The 22,654-nt window shown below is 29.5% G+C and carries 18 protein-coding genes; 10 read left to right on the top strand and 8 right to left on the bottom strand.

The window, feature by feature from the left end; genetic code table 11:
* Genes Bmayo_RS01705 through rpsI form a run of 7 tightly spaced genes read left to right on the top strand, consistent with a single transcriptional unit; the run spans window position 1 to window position 7,010 of the window.
* A complete protein-coding gene (locus Bmayo_RS01705; RefSeq protein WP_075552039.1) occupies window positions 1-2,097 on the top strand; it encodes an ATP-dependent helicase in 2,097 nt (698 codons plus the stop codon).
* Window positions 2,098-2,106: 9 nt separating this feature from the next.
* Window positions 2,107-2,382: an Asp-tRNA(Asn)/Glu-tRNA(Gln) amidotransferase subunit GatC gene (gene gatC / locus Bmayo_RS01700; RefSeq protein ID WP_075552038.1), complete on the top strand. Its 276-nt coding sequence runs from the start codon at window positions 2,107-2,109 to the stop codon at window positions 2,380-2,382.
* 10 nt (window positions 2,383-2,392) lie between these two features.
* Complete coding sequence (gene gatA / locus Bmayo_RS01695; protein WP_075552037.1) at window positions 2,393-3,838, top strand: Asp-tRNA(Asn)/Glu-tRNA(Gln) amidotransferase subunit GatA; 1,446 nt, start codon at window positions 2,393-2,395, stop codon at window positions 3,836-3,838.
* The gene (gatB, locus tag Bmayo_RS01690; RefSeq protein WP_075552036.1) at window positions 3,828-5,285 is read left to right on the top strand and encodes an Asp-tRNA(Asn)/Glu-tRNA(Gln) amidotransferase subunit GatB; all 1,458 of its coding nucleotides are present in this window, start codon (window positions 3,828-3,830) and stop codon (window positions 5,283-5,285) included. The genes gatA and gatB overlap by 11 nt, the downstream gene beginning before the upstream one ends.
* The gene (locus Bmayo_RS01685; RefSeq protein WP_075552035.1) at window positions 5,278-6,087 is read left to right on the top strand and encodes a hypothetical protein; all 810 of its coding nucleotides are present in this window, start codon (window positions 5,278-5,280) and stop codon (window positions 6,085-6,087) included. Before gatB ends, Bmayo_RS01685 begins: the two co-directional genes overlap by 8 nt.
* 51 nt (window positions 6,088-6,138) lie before the next feature.
* Complete coding sequence (gene rplM / locus Bmayo_RS01680; protein WP_075552034.1) at window positions 6,139-6,603, top strand: 50S ribosomal protein L13; 465 nt, start codon at window positions 6,139-6,141, stop codon at window positions 6,601-6,603.
* Window positions 6,600-7,010: a 30S ribosomal protein S9 gene (gene rpsI, locus Bmayo_RS01675; protein WP_075552033.1), complete on the top strand. Its 411-nt coding sequence runs from the start codon at window positions 6,600-6,602 to the stop codon at window positions 7,008-7,010. The genes rplM and rpsI overlap by 4 nt, the downstream gene beginning before the upstream one ends.
* A 64-nt stretch (window positions 7,011-7,074) precedes the next feature.
* Here the strand turns inward: rpsI and eno are convergent, their stop codons facing one another.
* Window positions 7,075-8,376, bottom strand: coding sequence for a phosphopyruvate hydratase (eno, locus tag Bmayo_RS01670; protein WP_075552032.1), 1,302 nt, complete (start codon window positions 8,374-8,376; stop codon window positions 7,075-7,077).
* A gap of 138 nt (window positions 8,377-8,514) precedes the next feature.
* Between eno and Bmayo_RS01665 the strand changes: the two genes are divergently transcribed.
* Complete coding sequence (locus tag Bmayo_RS01665) at window positions 8,515-9,246, top strand: early set domain-containing protein (RefSeq protein ID WP_193402199.1); 732 nt, start codon at window positions 8,515-8,517, stop codon at window positions 9,244-9,246.
* 13 nt (window positions 9,247-9,259) lie between these two features.
* Here Bmayo_RS01665 and Bmayo_RS01660 read toward each other — a convergent pair whose 3' ends face one another.
* From Bmayo_RS01660 to Bmayo_RS01625, 7 genes are all read right to left on the bottom strand, one after another.
* Entirely contained in the window at window positions 9,260-10,231 is a 972-nt protein-coding gene (locus Bmayo_RS01660) for an ATP-binding cassette domain-containing protein (RefSeq protein WP_075552030.1), read from the bottom strand.
* The gene (locus Bmayo_RS01655; RefSeq protein ID WP_075552029.1) at window positions 10,232-11,104 is read right to left on the bottom strand and encodes an ABC transporter ATP-binding protein; all 873 of its coding nucleotides are present in this window, start codon (window positions 11,102-11,104) and stop codon (window positions 10,232-10,234) included. It lies immediately after the preceding gene.
* Window positions 11,105-11,115: 11 nt separating this feature from the next.
* The gene (locus Bmayo_RS01650; protein ID WP_075552028.1) at window positions 11,116-12,165 is read right to left on the bottom strand and encodes an ABC transporter permease; all 1,050 of its coding nucleotides are present in this window, start codon (window positions 12,163-12,165) and stop codon (window positions 11,116-11,118) included.
* A 12-nt stretch (window positions 12,166-12,177) separates the two neighbouring features.
* Window positions 12,178-13,098 (bottom strand): ABC transporter permease, encoded by a 921-nt coding sequence (locus tag Bmayo_RS01645; RefSeq protein WP_075552027.1) that lies wholly within the window; start codon window positions 13,096-13,098, stop codon window positions 12,178-12,180.
* 367 nt (window positions 13,099-13,465) lie between these two features.
* Complete coding sequence (locus tag Bmayo_RS01635) at window positions 13,466-15,091, bottom strand: peptide ABC transporter substrate-binding protein (protein WP_075552026.1); 1,626 nt, start codon at window positions 15,089-15,091, stop codon at window positions 13,466-13,468.
* A 130-nt stretch (window positions 15,092-15,221) separates the two neighbouring features.
* The gene (locus tag Bmayo_RS01630) at window positions 15,222-16,808 is read right to left on the bottom strand and encodes a peptide ABC transporter substrate-binding protein (protein WP_075552025.1); all 1,587 of its coding nucleotides are present in this window, start codon (window positions 16,806-16,808) and stop codon (window positions 15,222-15,224) included.
* Window positions 16,809-16,928: 120 nt separating this feature from the next.
* Window positions 16,929-18,500, bottom strand: a complete 1,572-nt coding sequence (locus tag Bmayo_RS01625) for a peptide ABC transporter substrate-binding protein (RefSeq protein WP_075552024.1) — start codon at window positions 18,498-18,500, stop codon at window positions 16,929-16,931.
* Between the two features lie 396 nt (window positions 18,501-18,896).
* Between Bmayo_RS01625 and Bmayo_RS01620 the strand changes: the two genes are divergently transcribed.
* The gene (locus Bmayo_RS01620; RefSeq protein WP_075552023.1) at window positions 18,897-19,793 is read left to right on the top strand and encodes a 1-acyl-sn-glycerol-3-phosphate acyltransferase; all 897 of its coding nucleotides are present in this window, start codon (window positions 18,897-18,899) and stop codon (window positions 19,791-19,793) included.
* 20 nt (window positions 19,794-19,813) lie between these two features.
* Window positions 19,814-22,618 carry a periplasmic flagellar collar protein FlcA gene (flcA, locus tag Bmayo_RS01615; protein ID WP_075552022.1) on the top strand — a complete coding sequence of 935 codons (2,805 nt, stop codon included), beginning with the start codon at window positions 19,814-19,816 and terminating at the stop codon, window positions 22,616-22,618.
* Window positions 22,619-22,654: the final 36 nt, after the last annotated feature.

Genomic DNA, 22,654 nt, shown 5'->3' with positions numbered 1-22,654 from the left:
ATGGATAAAATAAAAAAATTTTTTTCTAGCTTAAATACTTCTCAAGAAAAAATTGTTTTTAGTAAAAGTAAAAATCCAATGCTTGTTTTAGCGGGGCCTGGAAGTGGTAAAACAAGAGTTATAATTGCAAAAATTGTGTATTTAATCAAGCATATGAATATAGATCCTAATGAAATTTTGGCTTTAACTTTTACTAACAAAGCTGCAAATGAAATGAATGATAGGGTAAATGATCTTTTAAAATTTGACAAAAAACTTCATATTCAAACTTTTCATTCTTTTGGATCTTGGCTTTTGAGAGCTTACTATAAGGATTTTGACAAAAATTACGATTCAAATTTTACAATTTGGGATACTAATGATGTTGTTAAATTTGTTAAACAAATTGCTCTTGCTCCAAGTCTTGAAATGGCGAAACATATTGCAGCTTTGATTTTAAAAGACAAAGAAAATTTTTTCTTAGAAAAATTTATTAAATTTACAGAAAAGGAACATGAGTATATCAAAATTTATGAGGAAGAGAAAGCCAAAAATAATGCTTTTGATTTTTCAGATCTTATTATTAAGCCTATTTTAATGCTTAGGCAGTCTAAATCTCTAAAAGAATTTATTCAATCTAGATTTAAAGTTATTTTTGTGGATGAATATCAAGATACAAATTATTCGCAATTTTTATTTTTGAAAGAACTTTATTTAGATGGTATGTATTTTATGGTCGTAGGAGATGAAGATCAGTCGATATATTCTTTTAGAGGAGCCAGAATTGAAAATATTCTTGAATTTGAAAAAACTTTCGATAATGTTATTAAATTTTATTTAGTGCAAAATTATCGCTCAAATTCAAATATAGTGGGCATTGCAAATGAGGTTATCTCAAAAAATAAAAATAGATACGAAAAACAAATAACAACTCAAAATAGTTCTGATAAAAGGATGAAATTTTTAGTTTTTCAAAGCACTTCAGATGAGGCTGAATATTTTTCTAATTTGCTTATTCCCAATGATATTCAGACAGCAATACTTTATAGATTTAATTCTCAATCTTTTCATTTTGAAACATCTTTTTTAAAGAAGAATATCCCATACAAGGTTTTAGGATCAATTAAATTTTATGATAGAGAGGAAATAAAGGATATTATTTGTTTGCTTAGGCTTTTTATAAACAAGAAAGATAAAATAGCTTTTTTAAGGATGATAAACAAGCCTTCTAGGGGAATTGGAAAAACTGCTATAGATAAAATAATTAGTGCTTTAAACGATGATGATGTTAATTCTAATTTGTTTTGTGCGAGCAAAAAGGTTTTGAGTTCGCTTAAAAATAGATCCAAAGAGTCTCTTTTGTTGTTTTTAAATGTTTATGATGAGTTGGGTAAAAAACTTTTTGAGGATAATTATATTAATTTATCTGCTTTTATTGAGAATGTTGTAATTAAGTTTGGTCTTTTAGATTATTATAAAAAATTTGATAAGGACGAGAAATTAAGAAATATTGATGAACTTATTAATAGTGGAATTGAATATTCAGGTACATTTGAAGGTCTTGCTATATTTTTAGAAAATTCTTCACTTTCTCCTTTGATTTCTGGAGATTTTAAGTCCAATATACTTTTGTCTTCAATTCATGGTGTTAAGGGGCTTGAATTTGATAGAGTCATAATTTCTGGACTTGAGAAAGGTCTTTTACCGGCTGAAATTGAAGAATTAACAAAAGATAGACTTGAAGAGGAGAGAAGGCTTTTTTATGTTGCAATTACAAGAGCTAAATCAGAGCTTATTATTACCTTAAATTTAAGGCGAGCTTTTAGGGGTTCTTATAAAGGCACTTTGCCTTCCGTTTTTTTCCAAGATATTGACAAAAGCTCTTATGATATTATCTTTATTCCCGAGTATTTAAAAGAGAATTTTAATAATTTTTTTATTGATAGTAAAAGGGATATTAGATTTAATATTGGAGACTATATAATTTATAATGGAGAAAAGGGAATAGTTGTTGATAGCTGGTACCAAAGCAACCTGCAGTTTGTTAAAATTAGTTTGAGAAATGGGAAGAAGGCTATTTTGAGTCCTGAGTATGTTAAAAAAATTGTCAAAGTTTAGAGGTTTGTTTTGAAAGATATACATTTAGAAAATAGTTTAAAATTAAGTTTGGTGACTCTTAGTAGAGATAGTGAAGATAAATTTATTTCGAAATTTGAGAAAGTTATTAGGTTAGTTAATGAAATTTCAAATTTTGAAGTTCAAATTAATTTTAATGCTAATAAGAAAAAGATTTCTACATTGCGTGAGGATAAAGTAAGATTTTCTCTTCCTATTGAATCAATTAAAAAGCTTAGTAACTCTTTTTTAGATGGATATTTTTCATCTCCTAAAATATTGGAATAAGGATAAGGCATTGGACTTAAGCAATTTAACTTTAACCAAAATTCAAGAATTAATTTTAACTAAAAAATGTAAAATTTATGATATTTTACTTGCTTATAAAAGTAATTATGAATTAAATAAAGATATTAATGGATATATTGAATTTTTTGATGATTCTTTGGAAATTGCAAAAAGGTATGACGACTGTTTAAGAAATTGTGAATTAGAAGATTTGCCTTTAATTGGTATGCTTATTGCAGTTAAAGATAATATTTCAATTCAAGATAAATCTTTAACTTGTGCTTCTGAAATTTTAAAAGGCTATATTTCTCCTTATGATGCGACTGTGATTAAAAGACTTAAGAATAAAGGGGCAATTTTAATTGGTAGAACCAATATGGATGAATTTGCCATGGGTTCTACCTGTGAATTTTCTTATTATGGTGCAACTTTAAATCCTTTAAATAGAGAATATGTTATAGGTGGTAGTTCTGGGGGCTCTGCAGCTGTAGTTGCAGCTTTTCAAGCACCTTTTTCGCTTGGTAGTGATACTGGGGGCTCTGTTAGGCTTCCTGCATCTTTTTCAGGAATTTTAGGCTTCAAGCCTTCTTATGGAGGTCTTTCTCGTTATGGGCTTGCATCTTATGCTTCGTCTTTTGATCAAATAGGATTTTTTTCTCATTCTATTGAAGATATTGCTTTAATTTTAAAGCATACTTGTGGAGCTGATAAAATGGATTCTACTAGTGTAGATATATTTGATGATTTTTATCCTTTAAAAATTGAGTCGTTGCAAGGTAAAAATTTAGCTGTAATTAAAGAACTTAGCGAAGATCTAATGGATAAAAATGTTGCAAGTAGTTTTGCCAAATTCAAATTAGATCTTTTGTCAAAAGGTATTAATATAAAAGAAGTTTCAATAGAAGAGATTAATTTTATTTTATCAATTTATTATGCAATTTCTCCTGTTGAAGCATCCTCCAATCTTGCTCGTTATACTGGAATTTGTTATGGAAAGAGAATGTCAGAAAGCTTAAATCTTAATGATTTTTATTTTAAACATAGGAGCAATTTCTTGTCAGAAGAAGTTAAAAGGCGAATTGTTCTTGGAAATTATTTATTATCAAAAGGATATGATGTTAAATATTATTCAAAAGCTTGTGAAATTCTTCAAAATTTGATTATTCCTAAGTTTAATAATCTTTTTGAAAACTATGATTTTATTATTACCCCAACAAGTTTTGTTAAACCTTTTAGAGTTGGTTTGGATTTTGATGATCCTGTTAAAATGTATTATTCAGATATTTGTACTGTGATTGCAAATCTTATTGGAGCTCCTGCTATTTCGCTTCCGTATTCTAAGGATGAAGAAGGATTGTCAATAGGAATGCAAATTATTGGGCGCAACAAGAAAGATTTTGAACTTTTAAGTTTTTCAAAAAATTTGATTAGGGAATTAGGATTTAATGGAATATAAATTAGTTATTGGATTAGAAATTCATATTCAGTTAGGCTTAAAAACAAAGGCTTTTTGTGGATGCAAGAATGAGTTTGGAGGAGTTCCCAATTCTCGTGTTTGTCCAATTTGCCTTGGGTTGCCTGGTTCATTGCCAAGTGTGAATGTAGAGCTTATTAATAGTGCAATTTTAGCAGGGCATGCCACAAATTCAAAGATTAGAAATGTTGTTAAATTTGATAGAAAACATTATTATTATCCAGATTTGCCAAAAGGATATCAAATCTCGCAAAATGATAAGCCGATTTGTGAGGGGGGAAGCTTATTAATTGAAACCTCTTCTGGGTCTAAAAAAATTAACATTATTAGAATTCATATGGAAGAAGATTCTGGTAAGAGTCTGCATTTGTTAGATAGTGAAAATCAAAGTTATATTGATTTTAATCGTTCGGGTGCTCCTTTGCTTGAGATTGTTTCTGCTCCAGATATTAGTAGTGGGGATGAGGCAGTTGCTTTTTTAAGTTCTTTAAGAGAAATTTTTAGGTATCTTGATTTGTCCGAATGCAATATGGAGAATGGTTCTTTTAGATGTGATGTAAATGTTAATTTGATTGTTAAAGAGAGTAGTGTTGAGTATAAAACTCCTATAGCTGAAATAAAGAATTTAAATTCTTTTAAATCTATTAAAGCTGCCATTGAATATGAAGAATTAAGACAGCAACAGGAATGGGTTCAATTTAGGAAGACTCTTAATAGTTGCGGTAAGCATACTAGAGGATTTGATGATAAGAGTGGGATAACAGTGATTCAAAGAAACAAAGAGACAGTATCTGATTATCGTTATTTTCAAGAACCTGATTTGCCTTTAATAGAGATTGATGATTCTTATATTGATAATATTAAAAATTTAAAGTTAATTGAACTTCCATTTGATGCAAGAGTTAGGCTTAAAGACCAATATGGGCTAAGCGATTTTGATGTTATTACTTTAACAGCAGATAAGCACCTGCTTAGATATTTTGAAGAGGCTGTTATTAATTCAAGCGATCCTAAAAAAGTAGCCAATTGGATATTGTCCGAAGTTTTAGGCGTTCTTAATGACAAAGGAATTAGTGTTCTTGAATTTAATTTGCCCCCAAGCCATATTACAGAGCTTGTTGAATTTATTGTTTCTGGCAAAATAAGTGGTAAAATGGCAAAAAGGGTGTTTTCAGATATGATGGCTAGAGGAGTTTCTGCTTCTGTTGTTATAAACGAAAATCAATTAGAACAAATAAGTGATAAGTTTTTTATCAAGCAGATTGTGCTTGAAGTTTTAGATGAAAATCCTAAATCAATTGAACTTTACAAAAAGGGCAAAGATCATGCTATCAAATTTATGATGGGGCAAATAATGAAAAAATCTTCAGGAAAGATTAATCCTATACTTGCAAATGAAATTCTTTTAGAAAGTTTATCAAATGCATAATTTGTCCTTAATAGACAACTTGCCAGTAATTAAAAGGGCAAGATTTTTTTATCTTTATGATATTCACGGTAAGAGATATTTGGATTTATATTTAAATGGTGGAAAGAATTTTTTAGGTTATAGGGCTCAAGGTTTAAATCGCCTTTTTAAGCAAACTGTGTCAAGGGGCTTGATATCTCCTTATCCTTCTGTTTTTAAAAATCAGTTTGTCAATTTGGTATTTACTTTTTTTAAAGAGGCTGGGTCTGTTTATATTTTTAAGCTAGAAAAAGATGCAAAAGAATTTTTATTATCTTTAACTGGTAAGAATAAATTTTTTATGCCTTGGGAAAAAGAAGAGGGAATATATGAGTTTAAAGTAGGATTTAGTAACATTAAATATCCTATGATTTTCAACATTCCTTTGCCCGATTTTATGTCTGTTAGTATTGTTGTTATGGATAATCTTTCCAGAAAAATAGAATTTAAAGATAATTTTGATGCTGTAACTTTATCTTTAGCTAGACATACATTAAGCAAACTTTTATTTTATAGAAAAAATATCGATGTTGATTTTAATTCTTTTGCCACATCTTTATTTAGAGTAACTGATAGGTATATGTTTCCTCTTTATGATGCTTGTTATCATGTTGAAATTTTTAATGAATTTCTAAAATTTGGTTATTTAATTAGTCCAAATTTTAGTATTCCCTCTATTGTTCCCTTGAAGTTTTCTAAAGGAGATCTGGATAATTTCAAAAAAATTTGCTTTGCTCTTAAAAATAAGTTTATTGACAGACTTGACAGTGAGCCTTACAAATAATACAATGAATGAGATTTATGCATAAAATTATAGTAAGGGTAATGCGCTATTATGAATAAAATAACGAATAATGTTACGATTTGGATCAAGCCAAAGACTGTTGAAAAAAAATGGTATGTAATTGATGCAGCAGATAGAATTTTAGGTAAAGTTGCTGTGGATGTTGTTAAAATTTTAAGAGGTAAACATAAAGCTTATTATACTCCCCATCAAGATTTAGGTGACAATGTTATTATTATTAATGCTTCTAAAGTTAGGCTGACGGGGAAAAAATATCAACAAAAACTTTATTATAGACATTCAAGATATCCAGGGGGTCTTTATTCTGACACTTTTAGAACATTGTCAGAGAGAAAGCCTTGTGCGCCTCTTGAGATTGCTATTAAGGGGATGTTGCCAAAAGGGCCTTTGGGGCGGGATCTTTTTAGAAATTTAAAAGTCTTTCCTGGTTCAGAGCATACTCTTCAAGCTCAAAATCCTATAAAGCTGGAAGCTAATTTAAGAGGGGTAAAATGAAAAAATCAAATTTTAGCAATATTAATTTATCAATGGGAACTGGTAGGAGGAAATCTTCTGTTGCTAGAGTTTATATTAGAGAGGGTAGTGGCAATATCAAAGTAAATAATAGAGACTTTGACTCTTACATCCAACTTGAAAATTTAAGAACAATGGCGCTATCGCCTTTGGTTTTGACAAATACACTTGGTAAATATGATCTTTATATTAATGTTTATGGGGGAGGAATTTCAGGTCAATCAGGGGCAATAAGGCATGGTATCTCAAGGGCTCTTTTTGAACTAGATGAATCTAATAAGATGATTTTGAGATCTAATGGGTTTTTAACAAGAGATTCAAGGAAGGTTGAACGTAAAAAATTTGGACAGAAAAAAGCACGAAAAAGTTTTCAATTTTCCAAAAGATAATTTTACTTTTTTATACATTTTACATTTTTATTTAATTAAAAAAATCCCTTTTGAAGGGATTTTTTTAATTTTGTTTAATAGAATAAAAGACGTTTTTGCCGTGGTATTCAGCAGTTGTTTCCAATTCTTCTTCTATTCGTATAAGCTGATTGTATTTTGCTATTCTGTCTGTTCTTGAGAGTGAGCCAGTTTTGATTTGTCCTGTTCCAAGAGCTACTACAAGATCAGCTATTGTTGTATCTTCTGTTTCTCCTGATCTGTGGGAGACTATTGCTGTGTATCCTGCTTTTTTGGCCATTTCTACAGCTTCAAATGTTTCTGTTAGTGTTCCAATTTGATTAACCTTAATAAGAATTGAATTAGCAACCTTCATTTCAATTCCTTTTTTAAGAAATGAGGTATTTGTTACAAACAAATCGTCCCCAACAAGTTGTATTTTGTTCCCAATTTTGTCTGTAAGTTTTTTCCATCCATCCCAATCTTCTTCTGCCATGCCATCTTCAATTGAAATAATTGGATATTTTTCTACCCACTTTGCCCAATATTCAACCATTTGTTCGGAAGTAAGTTCTTCTTTTGTTGACCATTTAAGTACATATTTTTTTGTTTTTGGATCGTAAAGCTCAGATGTTGCTGGATCAAGGGCTATTGCAATGTCTTTTCCAGGCTCATATCCTGCCTTCTTTATTGCCTCTATAATCACCTCACAAGCTTCTTCATTTGATTTTAAATTTGGAGCAAATCCTCCTTCATCTCCAACAGAAGTTGCATACCCTTTACAACTTAGAATGCCCTTTAGCGTATGAAAAACTTCTGCTGCCATTCTTATTGCTTCGCTGAATGTTTTTGCTCCTATTGGCATTATCATGAACTCCTGAAAGTCAACAGAGTTATCAGAGTGTGCGCCGCCATTAATAATATTACACATAGGGGTAGGCAAAATGTTGGCTTTGTACGCCCCAAGATATTGATAAAGTTTAAGTCCAAGGTACTTTGCAGCAGCTTTAGCTGTAGCCATTGAAACTGCTAAGATTGCATTAGCGCCAAGCTTTTCTTTTGTAGGGGTGCCATCAAGTTCAAGCATTTTTCTGTCGATTGCAACCTGATTTAAGGCGCTCATGCCTTCAAGTTCTGGGGCAATTATGTTTTTTATATTTTCGACTGCTTTTAAAACTCCTTTTCCCATATATACAGACTTATCGCCATCTCTAAGTTCAACAGCTTCGTTGATTCCTGTTGATGCACCTGATGGTACGGCAGCTCTTCCGTAAGTTCCATCTTCTAAAATGACATCAGCTTCAACTGTTGGATTCCCTCTAGAATCAATAATTTGTCTGGCTTTGATTTCATAAATATGAAAACCCATTTTTGTACTCCTCGTATTATTTACTTTAATGTATGTTTTTAGTATAATGTTAAAAAGTCTAAATGTGTAGTATTTTACCAAAAGAATTATTATTATGAGCTTTGTGTATAATTTATGAAAGAAAGGTGTTTGTGTTTATTGTTTTTTTTATCTTTATGTGTTAACAATCTTTTTTCAGATGATTATTTAATTTGTGATTTTGATTTAAGTTTAAATGAATTTCTAGAAGTTTCAACAAGAAAAGACAATCTTGAACCTATGGTTGACTCCAATCGTATATTGTTGTTTTATCCTCCCAATAAAGAAATTAGAAAAATTTTTGCTGCCTTTGACTTTGACCAGTATTCTAAGAAATATCTATTCAAAAAAAATGAGCATGGAGTTTTTTTTGTTAAAGTTAATATTCCTCATGGTACAAGCAATATAAAATATAGGCTTATTGTAGACGGTGTGTGGACTAATGATGAGTATAATAAAAATGTGGTTTATAATGAGGATTTAATCCCATTTTCTAAAATTGAGGTTGCTAAAGAGAAGTCTAGCTATATTTCTTTGAGAAATCCAATACAATCATATGATAATAATGAAATTGAAATTTTTTATATAGGTCGTCCTGGGCAAATAGTTACAATAGCTGGTAGTTTTAATAATTTTAATCCTTTTTTAAATAGGCTTATTGAAAAAGAGGATAATAAGGGAATTTATACTATTAAGCTTAAAAATTTACCCAAGGATAGAATTTATTATTATTTTATTGATTCTGGTAACAAGGTAATAGATAAAAATAATGTTAATAGAATTAATTTATACTTTGTTGAGGGAATTGACAATAAAATAGATTTTGAAGTCTCCTATTTTGACCATAAATAAGTTTTTAAATTATTTATTTGTTCATCTCATCAAAAAGGTATTTAGATACAAAGTGATCTTTTTCTACTTCTTCAAGTTTTGGGTGTACTTGGGTTGATAAATGAATTTTTCTAATATTTGCTAAAGTTTGTTCGTCTAGTTTTATATTTTTATTTTTTCTTTTTTCGGGGTTGATTTCAGGAATTGATGCTATTAGCATTTTAGTATATGGATGAATTGGGTTTGAAAATAGCGTTTCTCTAGGTGCAAGTTCTAGGATAACTCCAAGGTACATTACAGCAATTTTATCACTCATATATTTTACTACAGCAAGATCATGAGAAATGAATAAATAAGACAAATTGAATTCTTTTTGCAGATTTTTTAGTAGATTTAAAATTTGAGCTCTGATTGATACATCAAGTGCAGAAACGGCTTCGTCTAAAAGCAAAAGCTTAGGATTTAAAGCTAGTGCTCTAGCAATTCCTATTCTTTGTCTTTGACCTCCTGAAAATTCATGAGGATATCTGGTTAACATGCTTTTATGTAATCCAACAATATCTGTTAGTTCATTTACCCTTTGTTCTATTTCTTGTTTTGTTTTTGGAAGAATTTTGTTTTCATTGTATATTTCTAGCGGTTCTGCTATTATTTCTTTTATTGTCATTCTTGGATCAAGTGAAGTATGAGGATCTTGAAATACCATTTGCATATCTTTTTTTGTTTTTAAGAGTTCTTTTTTTGAGAGTTTAGTTATGTTTTTCCCGTTAAAATAGATGCCTCCAGAAGTTGGCGTGTAAAGTTGCATTATTGAGCGAAGAGTAGTAGATTTGCCGCAACCAGATTCTCCTACTAGTCCTAAAGTTTTGTTTTTTTCAACTTCAAAGCTAATATTGTTTACTGCATTTACTTTTTGTTTATTTTTCCAAAATAAAAAATCTTCTCCCGTTGTGAATGTTTGCATTAAGTTTTCTACTTTAAGAATTATTTCTTTTTTATTTCTCATTTAAAACTCCTCGGCACTGGTTTTTGTGATCTTGATAGGGTTTTCTTTTATTGAATAAAGCTTTTTATTTGGATCTTGTTCTAGTGTAAGAATTGATTTTAAAAGCCCAATAGTGTAAGGGTGTTTAGGATTGTTAAATATTTCCTCTACTGTTCCTTCTTCTACAATTTTTCCTTGATACATGACTGATACTGTATCACAAATTTCAGCAACAACTGCAAGATCATGAGTTATAAATATGGTAGAAGTATTGAATTTTTTAGATAGGTTTTTGATTAATAATAATATTTGCTCTTGGATTGTAACATCAAGGGCTGTTGTCGGTTCATCTGCTATTAGTAAGGATGGATGGCAGCTAAGTGCCATGGCAATCATAACTCTTTGTCTCATTCCTCCTGAAAATTGATGTGGAAAATGTTTTATTCTCTCTTCTGCGTTTACAACACCAACAGTTTTTAGCATTTCTATTGCTTTTTCTTTGGCTTCTTTTTTCCCTAATCCTTGGTGTAAAATTATTGTTTCTTCAAGTTGAGTTGATATCCTTAAAAATGGGTTTAATGAAGTCATTGGATCTTGAAATATCATTGATATTTTATTACCTCTAATTTTTAAAAGTTCTTTTTCGCTAAGTTTTAGCAGATCTTGATTTTCAAATAATATTTCTCCACTTTTATATACTGTTGTAAGTTCTGGCAATAATTTTAAAATAGCCATGCTTGTTACGGATTTTCCACTTCCAGATTCTCCAACAATGGCTCTAATTTCTCCTCTTTTTACAGATAGGTTAACATTGCTTACGGGATGAATTGTTGTATGTTTTAGTCTAAATTCAACTGTTAAATTTTTTATTTCCAATATATTTTCTTTTTCCATTCAATTTTTCCTTAGATGCTATCTTTTGGATCAAATGCATCTCTTAATCCGTCACCTAAAAAGTTCATAAATAATAAAAATATTGTCATAACTATAGCCGGAATAAAAACTTTCCATGGATATTCAACAAATGTAGCAATTCCATTTTGCACTAGTTCTCCCCAGCTTGTCATTGGAGCTGAAATTCCAAGTCCCAAAAAGGATAAAAATGCTTCAGCTATAATAAAGCTTGGAACTCTTATTGTTGTGAATATAACTATCATTCCAATGCTATTAGGGATTAAGTGCTTCAATATTATTCTTTGATTTGTCGCACCAAAGGTTTTGGCTGCTTGTATAAATTCTGAACTTGATAGTGATTGTACTTGACCTCGTACAACTCGAGCTACTGTTAACCACGATACAAATGCAAGTGCTATGAATAATCCTATTATGCTTCTTTCCATTATTGCCATTAATATTATTACAATAAGTAAATAGGGCAATGCATAAAGAATTTCAATTGTTTTAGTTATTATTTTGTCAGTCAATCCCCCAAAAAATCCTGCTATTGATCCAAGAATAGTTCCTATTATCATAGACAAAAAAGCTCCAATAAATCCTATAGAAAGAGAAATTTGACTGCCCTGTATTAATCTTGCAAGCAAGTCTCTTCCAAGATTGTCTGTACCAAGCAAATATACTCTTTTATGTATTTTTGCCTCCCTTTTATCTATTATTTGAACTTCATTTTCTATTTTTCTTTTTATGTCTTCGAGTTTTTTTAGCTCGACTTCATTTATTTCTCTTTTTTCTTTTTTTGCTAATTTTTCAATAAATTTTTTTTCTTTATTGTACCAGAGTTCTCCAGCAGCCTGGAAAGATGGTGGCAAATCAGAATGTTCTACTATTTGAGTATGGTATTTATATATTGGCAATATTGGTTGTAGAATGGCAATTGAGATATAAAATCCAATTACAAAAAGACTGCCAAATGCCAGTTTATTTTCTTTAAATCTTGACCAAGCTCTTCTTTTGAGTTTAGAGTTGTTTTTCTCATTTTGTTTTTCAAAGCTATTCATTTTGATTTCCCCTTATATTCTTGGATCTAACATTTTATATATAATGTCTGATATTAATATAGAAATAAGCAGTATTATTGAATATACTAACAGCCCTCCCATTAATACTGGGTAATCTCTGTTTAGTGCAGATTCTGTTATAAACATTCCCATTCCAGCAATTCTAAATATTTTTTCAATAACTACGCTTCCAGAGATTATGGCAGCAAATGCTGGACCTATATAGCTTACTATAGGCAGCATTGCTCCTCTTAACATGTGCTTTATGACTATCTTTTTAAAGCTTAGTCCTTTTGCACGTGCAGTTCTTATAAAGTCACTCTGTATTATTTCTAGCATCGATCCTCTGATTATTCTTGCAAAAATAGCTATATTAGGCATGCTAAGAGTTATTATTGGTAGAATTAAATTTGAAAATCCTCCTCTTTCTGTAATCCATCCGGAGGTGTAAAGTAAGCCCCATTTAATTGCAAAAAAGTATTGTAAAATTGGTCCTATTACAAATAATGGTATGGAAATCCCCAATATTGCTATTGATGTTATTATATAATCCACATAAGTATTTTTATAAATAGCAGCCAATATGCCTATTGGTATTCCTATTGATAGTGATATAATAAGGGATATTACTCCTAGTGTAAGTGATTTTGGAAATCCTAATTTTATGTATTGATTAACTGTAAGGTCTTTCTTTTTCAAAGAAGGTCCCAAATCTCCTTTGAGTGCGTTTGAAATATAATAAAAGGCTTGAATATAAAAAGGTTTGTCAAGATGATATTTTTCCATCAATCTTGCTTTTACTTGAGGATCAATGGGTTTTTCAGAGTCAAATGGACTTCCGGGAGCCATTCTCATTACAAAAAAGCATAAAAAAATTATTACTATTAAAGTTGGTATCATTCCTATTATTTTTTTTAAAGTAAACTTTAACATTTTTGATCCTTTGTAAATAGATATTGATAACTTATATATTAGTCAATTATATCATATAGTCTTTATTGTTTTTCAAGCTATAATTGATAATTTTTGATAGAATAGGAGGTTGTTTGTATTATAATTAATAATTCAATTTTTAATAAAATGTATTTTTTGTTTTAAATTTTTTGTTTAAAATTTTATTATCTTGATTTGAGAAGAATTTTTTTGTGTAAGATTCTAGGTGAAATTATCGTAGAATCTTACACATTATTTATGTATTTTTGCTTTAAGCAAAGCTTTTATATTGAGATTTATTCAGCTTTGCTTTTATATTAGACTTAAATATTGTTTTTAATTTATATTAAGCCCTTTTAAGAATTAATTAATTGCGGTTTTCATTTTTAATTGGTTTTAATTCAGAAAGATAATAAACTTCTGATACATTAGGACTCCATCCAGTCCATTTATCGTTTCTAAAAAGATAGTGCCCAGAATATATGTATATTGGTGCGGCAGGAAAATCTTTTTCAATTATTATTGACTCTGCTTTTCTGAGTAGTTGTTTTCTTTTTATAGGATCTTTTTCAAGATCTGATTCTCTGATGAGTTTGTCAAATTCTAGGTTTGAATATCCGTACGATGCAAGTTGTGAATTTTCGCTTGTGAATATAGTAAAGTATGTGTGTGGGTCTAAATATTCCCCAATTCGCCCAATTCTTATTATTTCAAAATTGCCTGTATTTCTGCTGTTGGTAAGAACAGGCCAATTTTCGTTAGTAAGCATAAGATTTATATTTAAAATTTTTTTCCATTGGTTTTGAATAAATGCAGCAATTTTTTTATGAGTTTCGTTTGTATTATATTTTAGCGTTAGCATTGGAAATCCTTTTCCATTGGGATATCCAGCTTTTGCTAAAAGCCTTTTGGATTTTTCAGGATCAAATAAAGCTAATTTTTTACCGTAATTGTAATTTTCAAGATTAGGGGTTATTTCTCTTGTAGGAACTGTACCATCATTTAGCACTTTGTAAGTTAAAGTTTCTCTGTCAATAGCTAATGTTAAAGCTTCTCTAACTTTAACATCATTAAGGGGTTTTATTTTTGTATTAAACGAGTATAAATAAATTGCATTACTTTTGTGTTGATAATAGTCATTTTGTAGTTTTATTTCATTTACAATGTCCGGCGGGATGCTGTTAAAAATAGCATCAATTTCGTTGTTTTTGTACATATTATATACAGTCAGATCATTGTCAGACGTAATGTAGACAAGCTCATCAAGCTCTACTTCTTTTGCATTATAATAGCGTTCATTTTTTTCAAAGATAATTTTTTCATTAGGCAATCTTTTTTTTAATTTAAAAGGACCGCTAGTAACCATGTTTTCAGGGTTTGTCCAATTTCCCTTATATTTTTCAATAACATGAATAGGTACTGGCATGAATGTGTAATGTAGAAGTAATTCAAGAAAATAGGGCTTTGGAGATGTAAGTAATATTTCCAATGTTTTGTTATCAATTGCTTTAATTCCAAGTTCAGAATCAGATACTTTTCCATCAAAATATTCTTGTCCATTTTTTATTATTGATTTAACCATGTCAACATGTGTAGATCCTGTTGTTTTATTTAAAATTCTTAAAAAAGATTTTCTTATGCCTTCAGCAGTAATTTCAACGCCATCGCTCCAAACAAGGTTGTCTCTTAGGTAAAATTGATATGTTTTTTTATCTTTTGAGACTTTCCAATTTTTGGCAAGTCCAGGCTTTAGCTTTCCTGTTTTGGTATTCAGTGTTAAAAGTCCTGAAAATATTTGTTCTAAAATTCTTGCTCCAATTGTCTCATCTACCAAATGTGGATCAAGCGATGAAGGTGCTCCCCCTATGTACACTTTAAATGCTAATTTTTCTTTTTCTGAATCATTATTGCATGTAATTAAAGACACGGCAAGCATAAGTAGTGTTACTATTTTAAATTTTTTACCAATTTTTTTAGTTTTATCAAATTTCATTTTAACCTTTCCCCAAATTAAAATTATTTATAAATTTCAAGCTATCTTTTTTTTATGAGAAAGTCAATAAAAATCGTCTATAAAAAATAAATTAATAGACGATTTTTATTTGATTAAATTAAATATTAAATTATTTATTTTTTAATTTTAGTTGAGACAAATCAAATCTTTCTAAAATATTGGTATTCCATCCTGTCCATTTGTCATTTCTGAAAAGGTAACTATTTCCATATATGTATATTGGGGCTATTGGAAAATCTTTTTCAATAATTATCTCTTCTGCCTGCCTTAGGATGTCTTGTCTTTTTATCGGATTAAGTTCAAGATCGGATTTATTAATAAGTTCGTTGTATTCTGGGTTTGAGTAATTGTGAGATGAGAATTGTGTGTATCCTTGTGTGAATATTTTTAAAAATGTCGAAGGATCAGCATAATCCCCTATCCATCCCGCTCTTGCTATTTCGTAATTTCCATTTGCTTTAGTGTTTAAGTAAGTTGTCCATTCTTCGTTTTCAAGTTCTACATTAATATTTAAATTTTTTTTCCATTGGTTTTGGATAAATTCACAAATTTTTTTATTTGCTTCGTTTGTATTATATTTTAATTTTAAAGTTGGAAATCCATTGCCATTAGGATACCCAGCTTCATCTAGAAGGGTTTTTGCAATTTCAGGATTAAATAATTCTAAATTTTTTGCATAAGAATATGAGCTAAAGTTGGGAGTTGCTCTTCTTGTAGGGGTAGTTCCGTTGTCAAGAACTTTATATGTAAGTGTTTCTCTGTCAATAGCAAGAGTTAAGGCTTTTCTAATTTTAACGTTATCAAGCGGTTTAATGTGCGTGTTAAATGCGTAAAAGTATATGGCATTAACAGCTGATGAGTAATAGTCGCTTCTTAATTTTAGATCTTTGATTAAATCGGGCGGTATGGATCCAAAGATTGCGTCTAGTTCTTCATTTTCATACATTTTATATGCTGTTGAGCTGTCATTTGTTGTATAAAATGCAATCTCTTCTACTTCTACTTCATTTGAGTTGTAGTATTTATCATTTTTTTCAAAGACATATTTTTCGTTAGGAATTCTTTCTTTTAATTTAAAAGGACCGCTTGTAACCATGTTTTCAGGGTTTGTCCAGCTGTGTCCATACTTTTCGGTAACATGAATTGGTATTGGAATAAATGATTGGTGTACTAACATGTCAATAAAATAAGGCTTTGGCGATTCTAGTGTTATTTCTAATGTTTTTTCGTCAATTGCCTTAATTCCAAGTTCGGAGTCGGGCACTTCTCCATCAAAATATTTTTGACCATTTTTAATTGTTGATTTAACCATCTCAACATAATTTGAGCCAGTTTCTTTGTTTAAAATTCTAAGATAAGATTTTCTAATTCCTTCTGCAGTGATTGCAACTCCATCACTCCAGGTGATTTTTTCTCTTAGATTAAATGTATAAACTGTTCCGTCAGAAGAAATGCTCCAATCTTTTGCAAGTCCAGGTTTGTTTCCCCCTGTGTTAGGATCGCCTGTAATAAGCCCTTTAAACATTGTGTCTATCATTTTTGATGCAACATTATCGTCTGCTAATTGAGGGTCAAGACTGCTTGGTTCTGCTCCTAAGCTTATTTTAAATGATACTCCTTCTTTTTTTTTCTCGTTATTACAACAAAGAAAAGCTAGAAAAAATACTATTAAAAATAATGACTTTTGTAATTTCATAATTTTTTATACCTCCATTTTAAAGTTTGCTTTAAAATTTAACCTTAATTTCATAATTACCCTTCCGCAGATATTAATTTTAAATCTTAATTTTAAAATTACTTATTTTACTTAACTTTATTATTTTTTAGTTTTAATATCTTCATATAAATAGCTTTCTGCAATATTTGGTGCCCAACCTGTCCATTTGTCATTTCTGAAAAGGTAATGGGATTTGGGTATATATAAAGGTGCCATAGGAAAATCTTTTTCTACTATTATCTCTTCAGCTTGCCTTAAAATGTCTTGTCTTTTTATTGGATCAAACTCTAAATTAGATTTTTTTATTAAAGCATCATACTCTTTGTTTGAATATTTGTATGCTCCGAAAAAATGATTTTCTGTTGTAAATAGGCTGTCTAAGAATGTTAAAGGATCAAAATAGTCTCCTATCCATCCCACACTTGACATTTGGTAATTTCCAGTTCTTCTGCTTCCTAAAAATGTTGTCCATTCTTCATTCTCGATTTCTAAGTTAATGTTTAGTATTTTTTTGAATTGTTCTTGTAAGAATTCTGCTGTTATTGGCCTTCCTCCTGATATTTTATATTTTAATGTGGGGAATCCTTTCCCATCCGGATATCCAGCTTCAGCTAAAAGTTTTTTTGCATTCTCAGGATCAAATAGTATTAAATTTTTTCCATAAGAATAATTATCAAATTTTGGAGTTAGGTTTCTTGTTGGATCTGAACTTCCTTTTAAAACTATTTTGGTTAAAGTTTCTCTGTCAATAGCAAGTGAGAGGGCTTGTCGAACCTTTAAATTGTCTAGTGGCTTTATGGTCGTATTGAACGCTATGTATGCCATTCCATTTTTTAATCCAGAGTAATAATCATCTCTTATTTTAATTTCTTCTAAATTATTTTTTTCTGCTCCCTGTAGAAAATCGATTTCACCGTTTATGTACATATTATAAGCCACGCTACCTTCTATTGGGTAAAATATTACCTCGTCAATTTCTACATTTTTTACATTATAATATTTGTCATTTTTTTCTATTACAATTTTATCGTTAATTGATCTTTCTTTAAGTTTGTATGCACCATTAACAACTATATTTTCAGGATTTGTCCAATTTTCTCCATATTTTTCAACAATATGCATTGGAACTGGTATGTATGCTGTGTTTGTTAGCATATCAGGAAAATAAGGCTTTGGAGATGTTAGTGTTATTTCTAAGGTTTTACTGTTAATAGCTTTTATGCCAAGCTCAGATTCAGATACTGTCTCATCAAAATATTCCTGTGCGTTTTTTATTGTAGATTTTATTAAATTAGCATACAATGCAGCTGTTTTTTTATTTAAAATTCTCAGATATGATTTTTTTATATTCTCAGCAGTAATGGCAACTCCATCGCTCCAAACTATATCTTCTCTTAGGTTAAATGTGTAAATAGTTCCATCTTCAGAAATATTCCAGCTTTTTGCAAGTCCTGGCTTATATTTTCCAGTTTGAGAATCTTTTACTGCTAGGCCTAAGAATAGGTTTTTAATAATATTGCTACTGTAAAGGTCTGTTGAGAGCTGAGGATCAAGTGATGATGGCTCGCTTAAATTTGATACTCTGAAAACTATTTTTTCTTTTTTAGCATTATTAATGCAGGCTATTAAAGAGAAAGCGATTAGCATCAAGGCTATTTTTGTGTATTTCATGGGATTTTCCTTTTTCAATATTTTTATATATTTGTTATGCTGATTCTTTATTAATCTTTTTTAATAAATTTTAATAAAGAATATTTATTTTATAAAGATGTATGCCTCCAGTACTTTGATTTGTATTATATTTAAATTTTACTTTAATTCTTACAATAAAAAAAGTCTACTAATTTAAATGGGTTTTAGTATTATTTTATCTATTGCTGCAAGCTAAAATTTTACTTTAATTTGTGTAATAAATAAGGTATAATGGTTTGAAATGTTTTCAAAAATGTATGCTTGTTTAATATTAGTTATTTATTGTTAGTTTTATAGATGTTTGTCTGCAGTAAATAAAATAATGTAACTAATGGTTAAGCAGCAACATGTAATGATTTAAAGGGTGCTGGTTTTATGCTTGTACAAAATGAAAGTTTTGATAAATATTTTAAAGACATGGAAAGCGACTTTATAAGTCAATTTAAGTCTGTTGAAAATGTTAATTATTTGGATAAATCTTATCGCAATGCGGATTCTAATAGTAGAAGATTGGCAGATAGAATGATAGAGAGACTTCTTGAGAGTGGATCTACCATTGTTGGCATGCAAAATATTATAGAACTTTATAAAAAGACTAAATCGGGCAAGTCTTCAATTATATTAATGGAGCATTATAGTAATTTTGATTTTCCTTGTTTTCAGTTTTTACTTTACAAAATGGGTTATCATGATATTGCAGATCATATTATTCCAATAGCTGGAGTTAAGCTTTTCAGAGATAATTTATTTGTTAAAACTCTTTCTTTAGGATACAATGCAATATTAGTTTATCCACCACACGCATTTGTTGGGGTTGGTTTAGAGCATGCTAGGCAAAGGCGTGTTTTTAATGCTAATTCTATGAAGTATATTTATGAAAAGAAAAATAGTGGGTACATTATACTTATTTTTCCTACTGCTACTAGGTATAGAAAAGGAAGGCCTGAAACAAAAAAAATAATTTTAGAAATTGGCAATTATTTTAAAATTTTTGATTATTATTTGATGATTGGAGTCAATGGAAATGTTTTAGAAGTTTCTGAAGATGGAGATATGTCTCACGATGTTTTTAAAAGAGATTCTCTTATATATAATGCTGACAAGGTTATAAGTATTGTTGAGTATAGGGATAAAATTTTAAATACTTTGAAAGATTCCCAGACAGAGATTACAAAGGAAGTTTTGGGTTTAAAAATTGCTGAAGATTTAGAAAATCGTTTTAGTGTTCTTCATACAGAAGGTTTTGAAGTGTATAAAAAGAGCTTTTTATGAGCTAGGAACTTGATTGCAATATGCCTGATATAGATAAGATAAAACAGTTTAAAAGAGAAATATTAGATAATCTTTCTAATGAAAGATTATCTAAAGAATCTTTTGGCGTGAGTATGGATGTTAAGCTTCCTGAGCCTGGAGAGAGTATTGTTCCTTGGATAAGTGAAGATCTTGATTTAGAGGAAAATGATGATGAGCTTGATTTAAATTTTATGCTTGATGCTCTTGAGAGTGAGGATAAATTATCCTATTCTGACATTTTTAATGACAATTTACCTTTAAGTGGTTCTGACTTGAGGGTTGATATGGATTCAGAGCTTTCAGCTTTGAATAATGACTTTGACGTTTCTTCTAGTGATTCTTTTGAAAATGATATTGATAAAGTTCTTGATGATAATTCTATTGATTTAGAAATTGCTTCTAAGCTTGATTTTGATAATTTAATTAATTCTTCAAAACTTAATTCTGAGGAATTAATTAACAATCAAAGCAATAATAATTTTTTTGAAGCCAGCAATGATTCTTATGTTTCAGAGGATGATGATTTTTTACAATCTAATAAATCTAATGAATTTGATATTGGTGATGCGGTAAATGACAAAAGTCAAACAGATGAACAAGCAGAGATGTTTGTTGGAGATAGTTTGAATTTAAGTGTTAATGACGATGATTTTGAAAATGTTGCAGATGATTTTAAATTTCTAGAGTATGATCGAAATGAAAATTCTAAACGTTTTGAATTTAAGGTTAATTATCCATTATTTTTAAAGCATTTGAATTCTTATCCGAGAAATTTAAGAATCGCAATTGCTGAGGCTTTAACTAAGGAGAATGTTTCAAGGTTTAAACTTGAAGCGTTAGTTGATCTTGTTGAAAAAAATACAAAAAGGTTGAAATTTATTGCTAAATTTGTAGGGGATATTGTTGGGCGATCTATTAAATTGCCCGCAATTTATTTTAAGGCGGAAGAATTTAGCAAGCTTCAGCAGAAATTGAGCTATAGAGTCTCAAGGGCTTTATTACCTTTGATAAAAATAGCTTCTCTTTTTGTTGTTTTAGTTTTGGTTTCTTTGTATCTTATAGTGGATGTGGTATTTTTTTATGTTGCTTCTGAGAGCAAGTATAAAGAGGGTATAGAATCTATATATGCAAATAAAAGAGAGCTTGCAAAAGCTATTTTTAGAGATGCTTATTATATTAGGCCTGATGATAAATGGTTTGTCAATTATGCTAAAGCGTTTGAAGATGTTAGAGATTTTGATAGTGCTGAAGAGAAGTATGAGGAATTGTTTACGATTGAGCCTTTTTCTAAAGATTTTATAAGTAGAAGGCGAAAAAAGTTTAATAAGGAAGGATATATTGCGTATGCTTCTATGAAAATTAATCTTGGAGAACATTCTGAGGCTAATTCAATACTTGATGAGGTTATATCTTACGATCTTTACGATTATGATGCTTTGGTATTAAAGGGGGATAATTATTTTAAATGGGCTAAGACAAATTCTAACTACTATAAAGATAGTATTAATAGCTATACGGTTGTGCTTTCTAAATATGGACAAAAAAAGGAAATTTTATTTAAACTTTTCAATGCTTATATTGAAGCTAATTTAGATACTGAGTCTGACAATGTTAATAATTTTATTAAGTCAAATGAAATTCTAGATATTGATGAAGCTGTTTACACAAAATATGCTAAAAAGCTGATAGACAAGTATAGTTCTTTTGTGACTTATAATCAGAGGGCAAATAGTCTTGCTATAAATTTAAATTATCTTAATGGGCAAACGAATTTATTAAATAAGGAATTCTCTGATTTTAAAAGAAATGATGGCAGAACTATTTTCAAGTTTGACAATAATGTTAATATGAATTCAGAGATTGAATACATTCTTAGGAAAATATTAGATAAAAATCCTAATTACGACAAGGCACTTTTTGAAAGTGGAAGATATTCTTATTACATAGGGGATTTTAAGAAGGCTGAAGTGTATTTGCTTAAAGCATTAAATAGCTTTAGGCATAAAAATTTAATTGAAGATGCTGGGGACAAGATATTGGCTTATAAAATTTTAGCAGACATTTATGAAAAGTCTCGGGATTCTCTTAGGGCTAGCAATATTATTGGTTTAGCTTTAAGCGATTATTCTTTTTATAAAAAACATAATCTTATAAAAGGATCTAAGGAGATTTCTTCAATTTATGAAAAGCAGGGTGATATTCTTAGATCTTTAAATGATTTTAAGTCTGCGATAGCTTCTTACAAATTGGCAATAAATGAGGGTGTTGATTATCCAGATGTTTACTATAAGGTCGGACTACTTAGTTACAAGGAAAATAATTATGATGATGCATTGAAATATTTATTTAAAGTAGAGAGCATGGCGGGGTTTTCAAGTAGTAATGAAGTTTTAAATTCTATTGCCTTAACTCTTTATAAGATAGGCGATTTTTTGGCTTCTAGGAGTTATTATTTAAGGGTTATGCAAAATTTAGAACTAGAGAAGGCTAATGTTTTAAATTTTAATCCCAAGGAAAATGATTATCATAAAACTCTTTTATTAAAAGAAATTGAGACTTATAATAATCTTGGAGTTGTAGAAGTAATGGCTTCTTTTTCATCCATAAGAGATACTAAGCTTTTTAATTCTGGAGTTAGCAATTTAAGCGAATCAGCTAAGATTTTTGATATATTAAATAGAGATGAAGATATGGTAAAAAGCGTTAAAAAAGATCTTGCTAGTTTAAATCTCAGAAATATTTTTAAGAATAGTTTTTCTAAATCAAATGTTTTGTTTTATGAAAATTTATCCGAAAAACTTTAATTATAGATATTATTTATTGGTTTTGAGTTATTTATG

The sequence above is a fragment of the Borreliella mayonii genome (assembly GCF_001945665.1).
Classification (GTDB): domain Bacteria; phylum Spirochaetota; class Spirochaetia; order Borreliales; family Borreliaceae; genus Borreliella; species Borreliella mayonii.
This window is presented reverse-complemented; position numbering and strand designations above follow the sequence as displayed.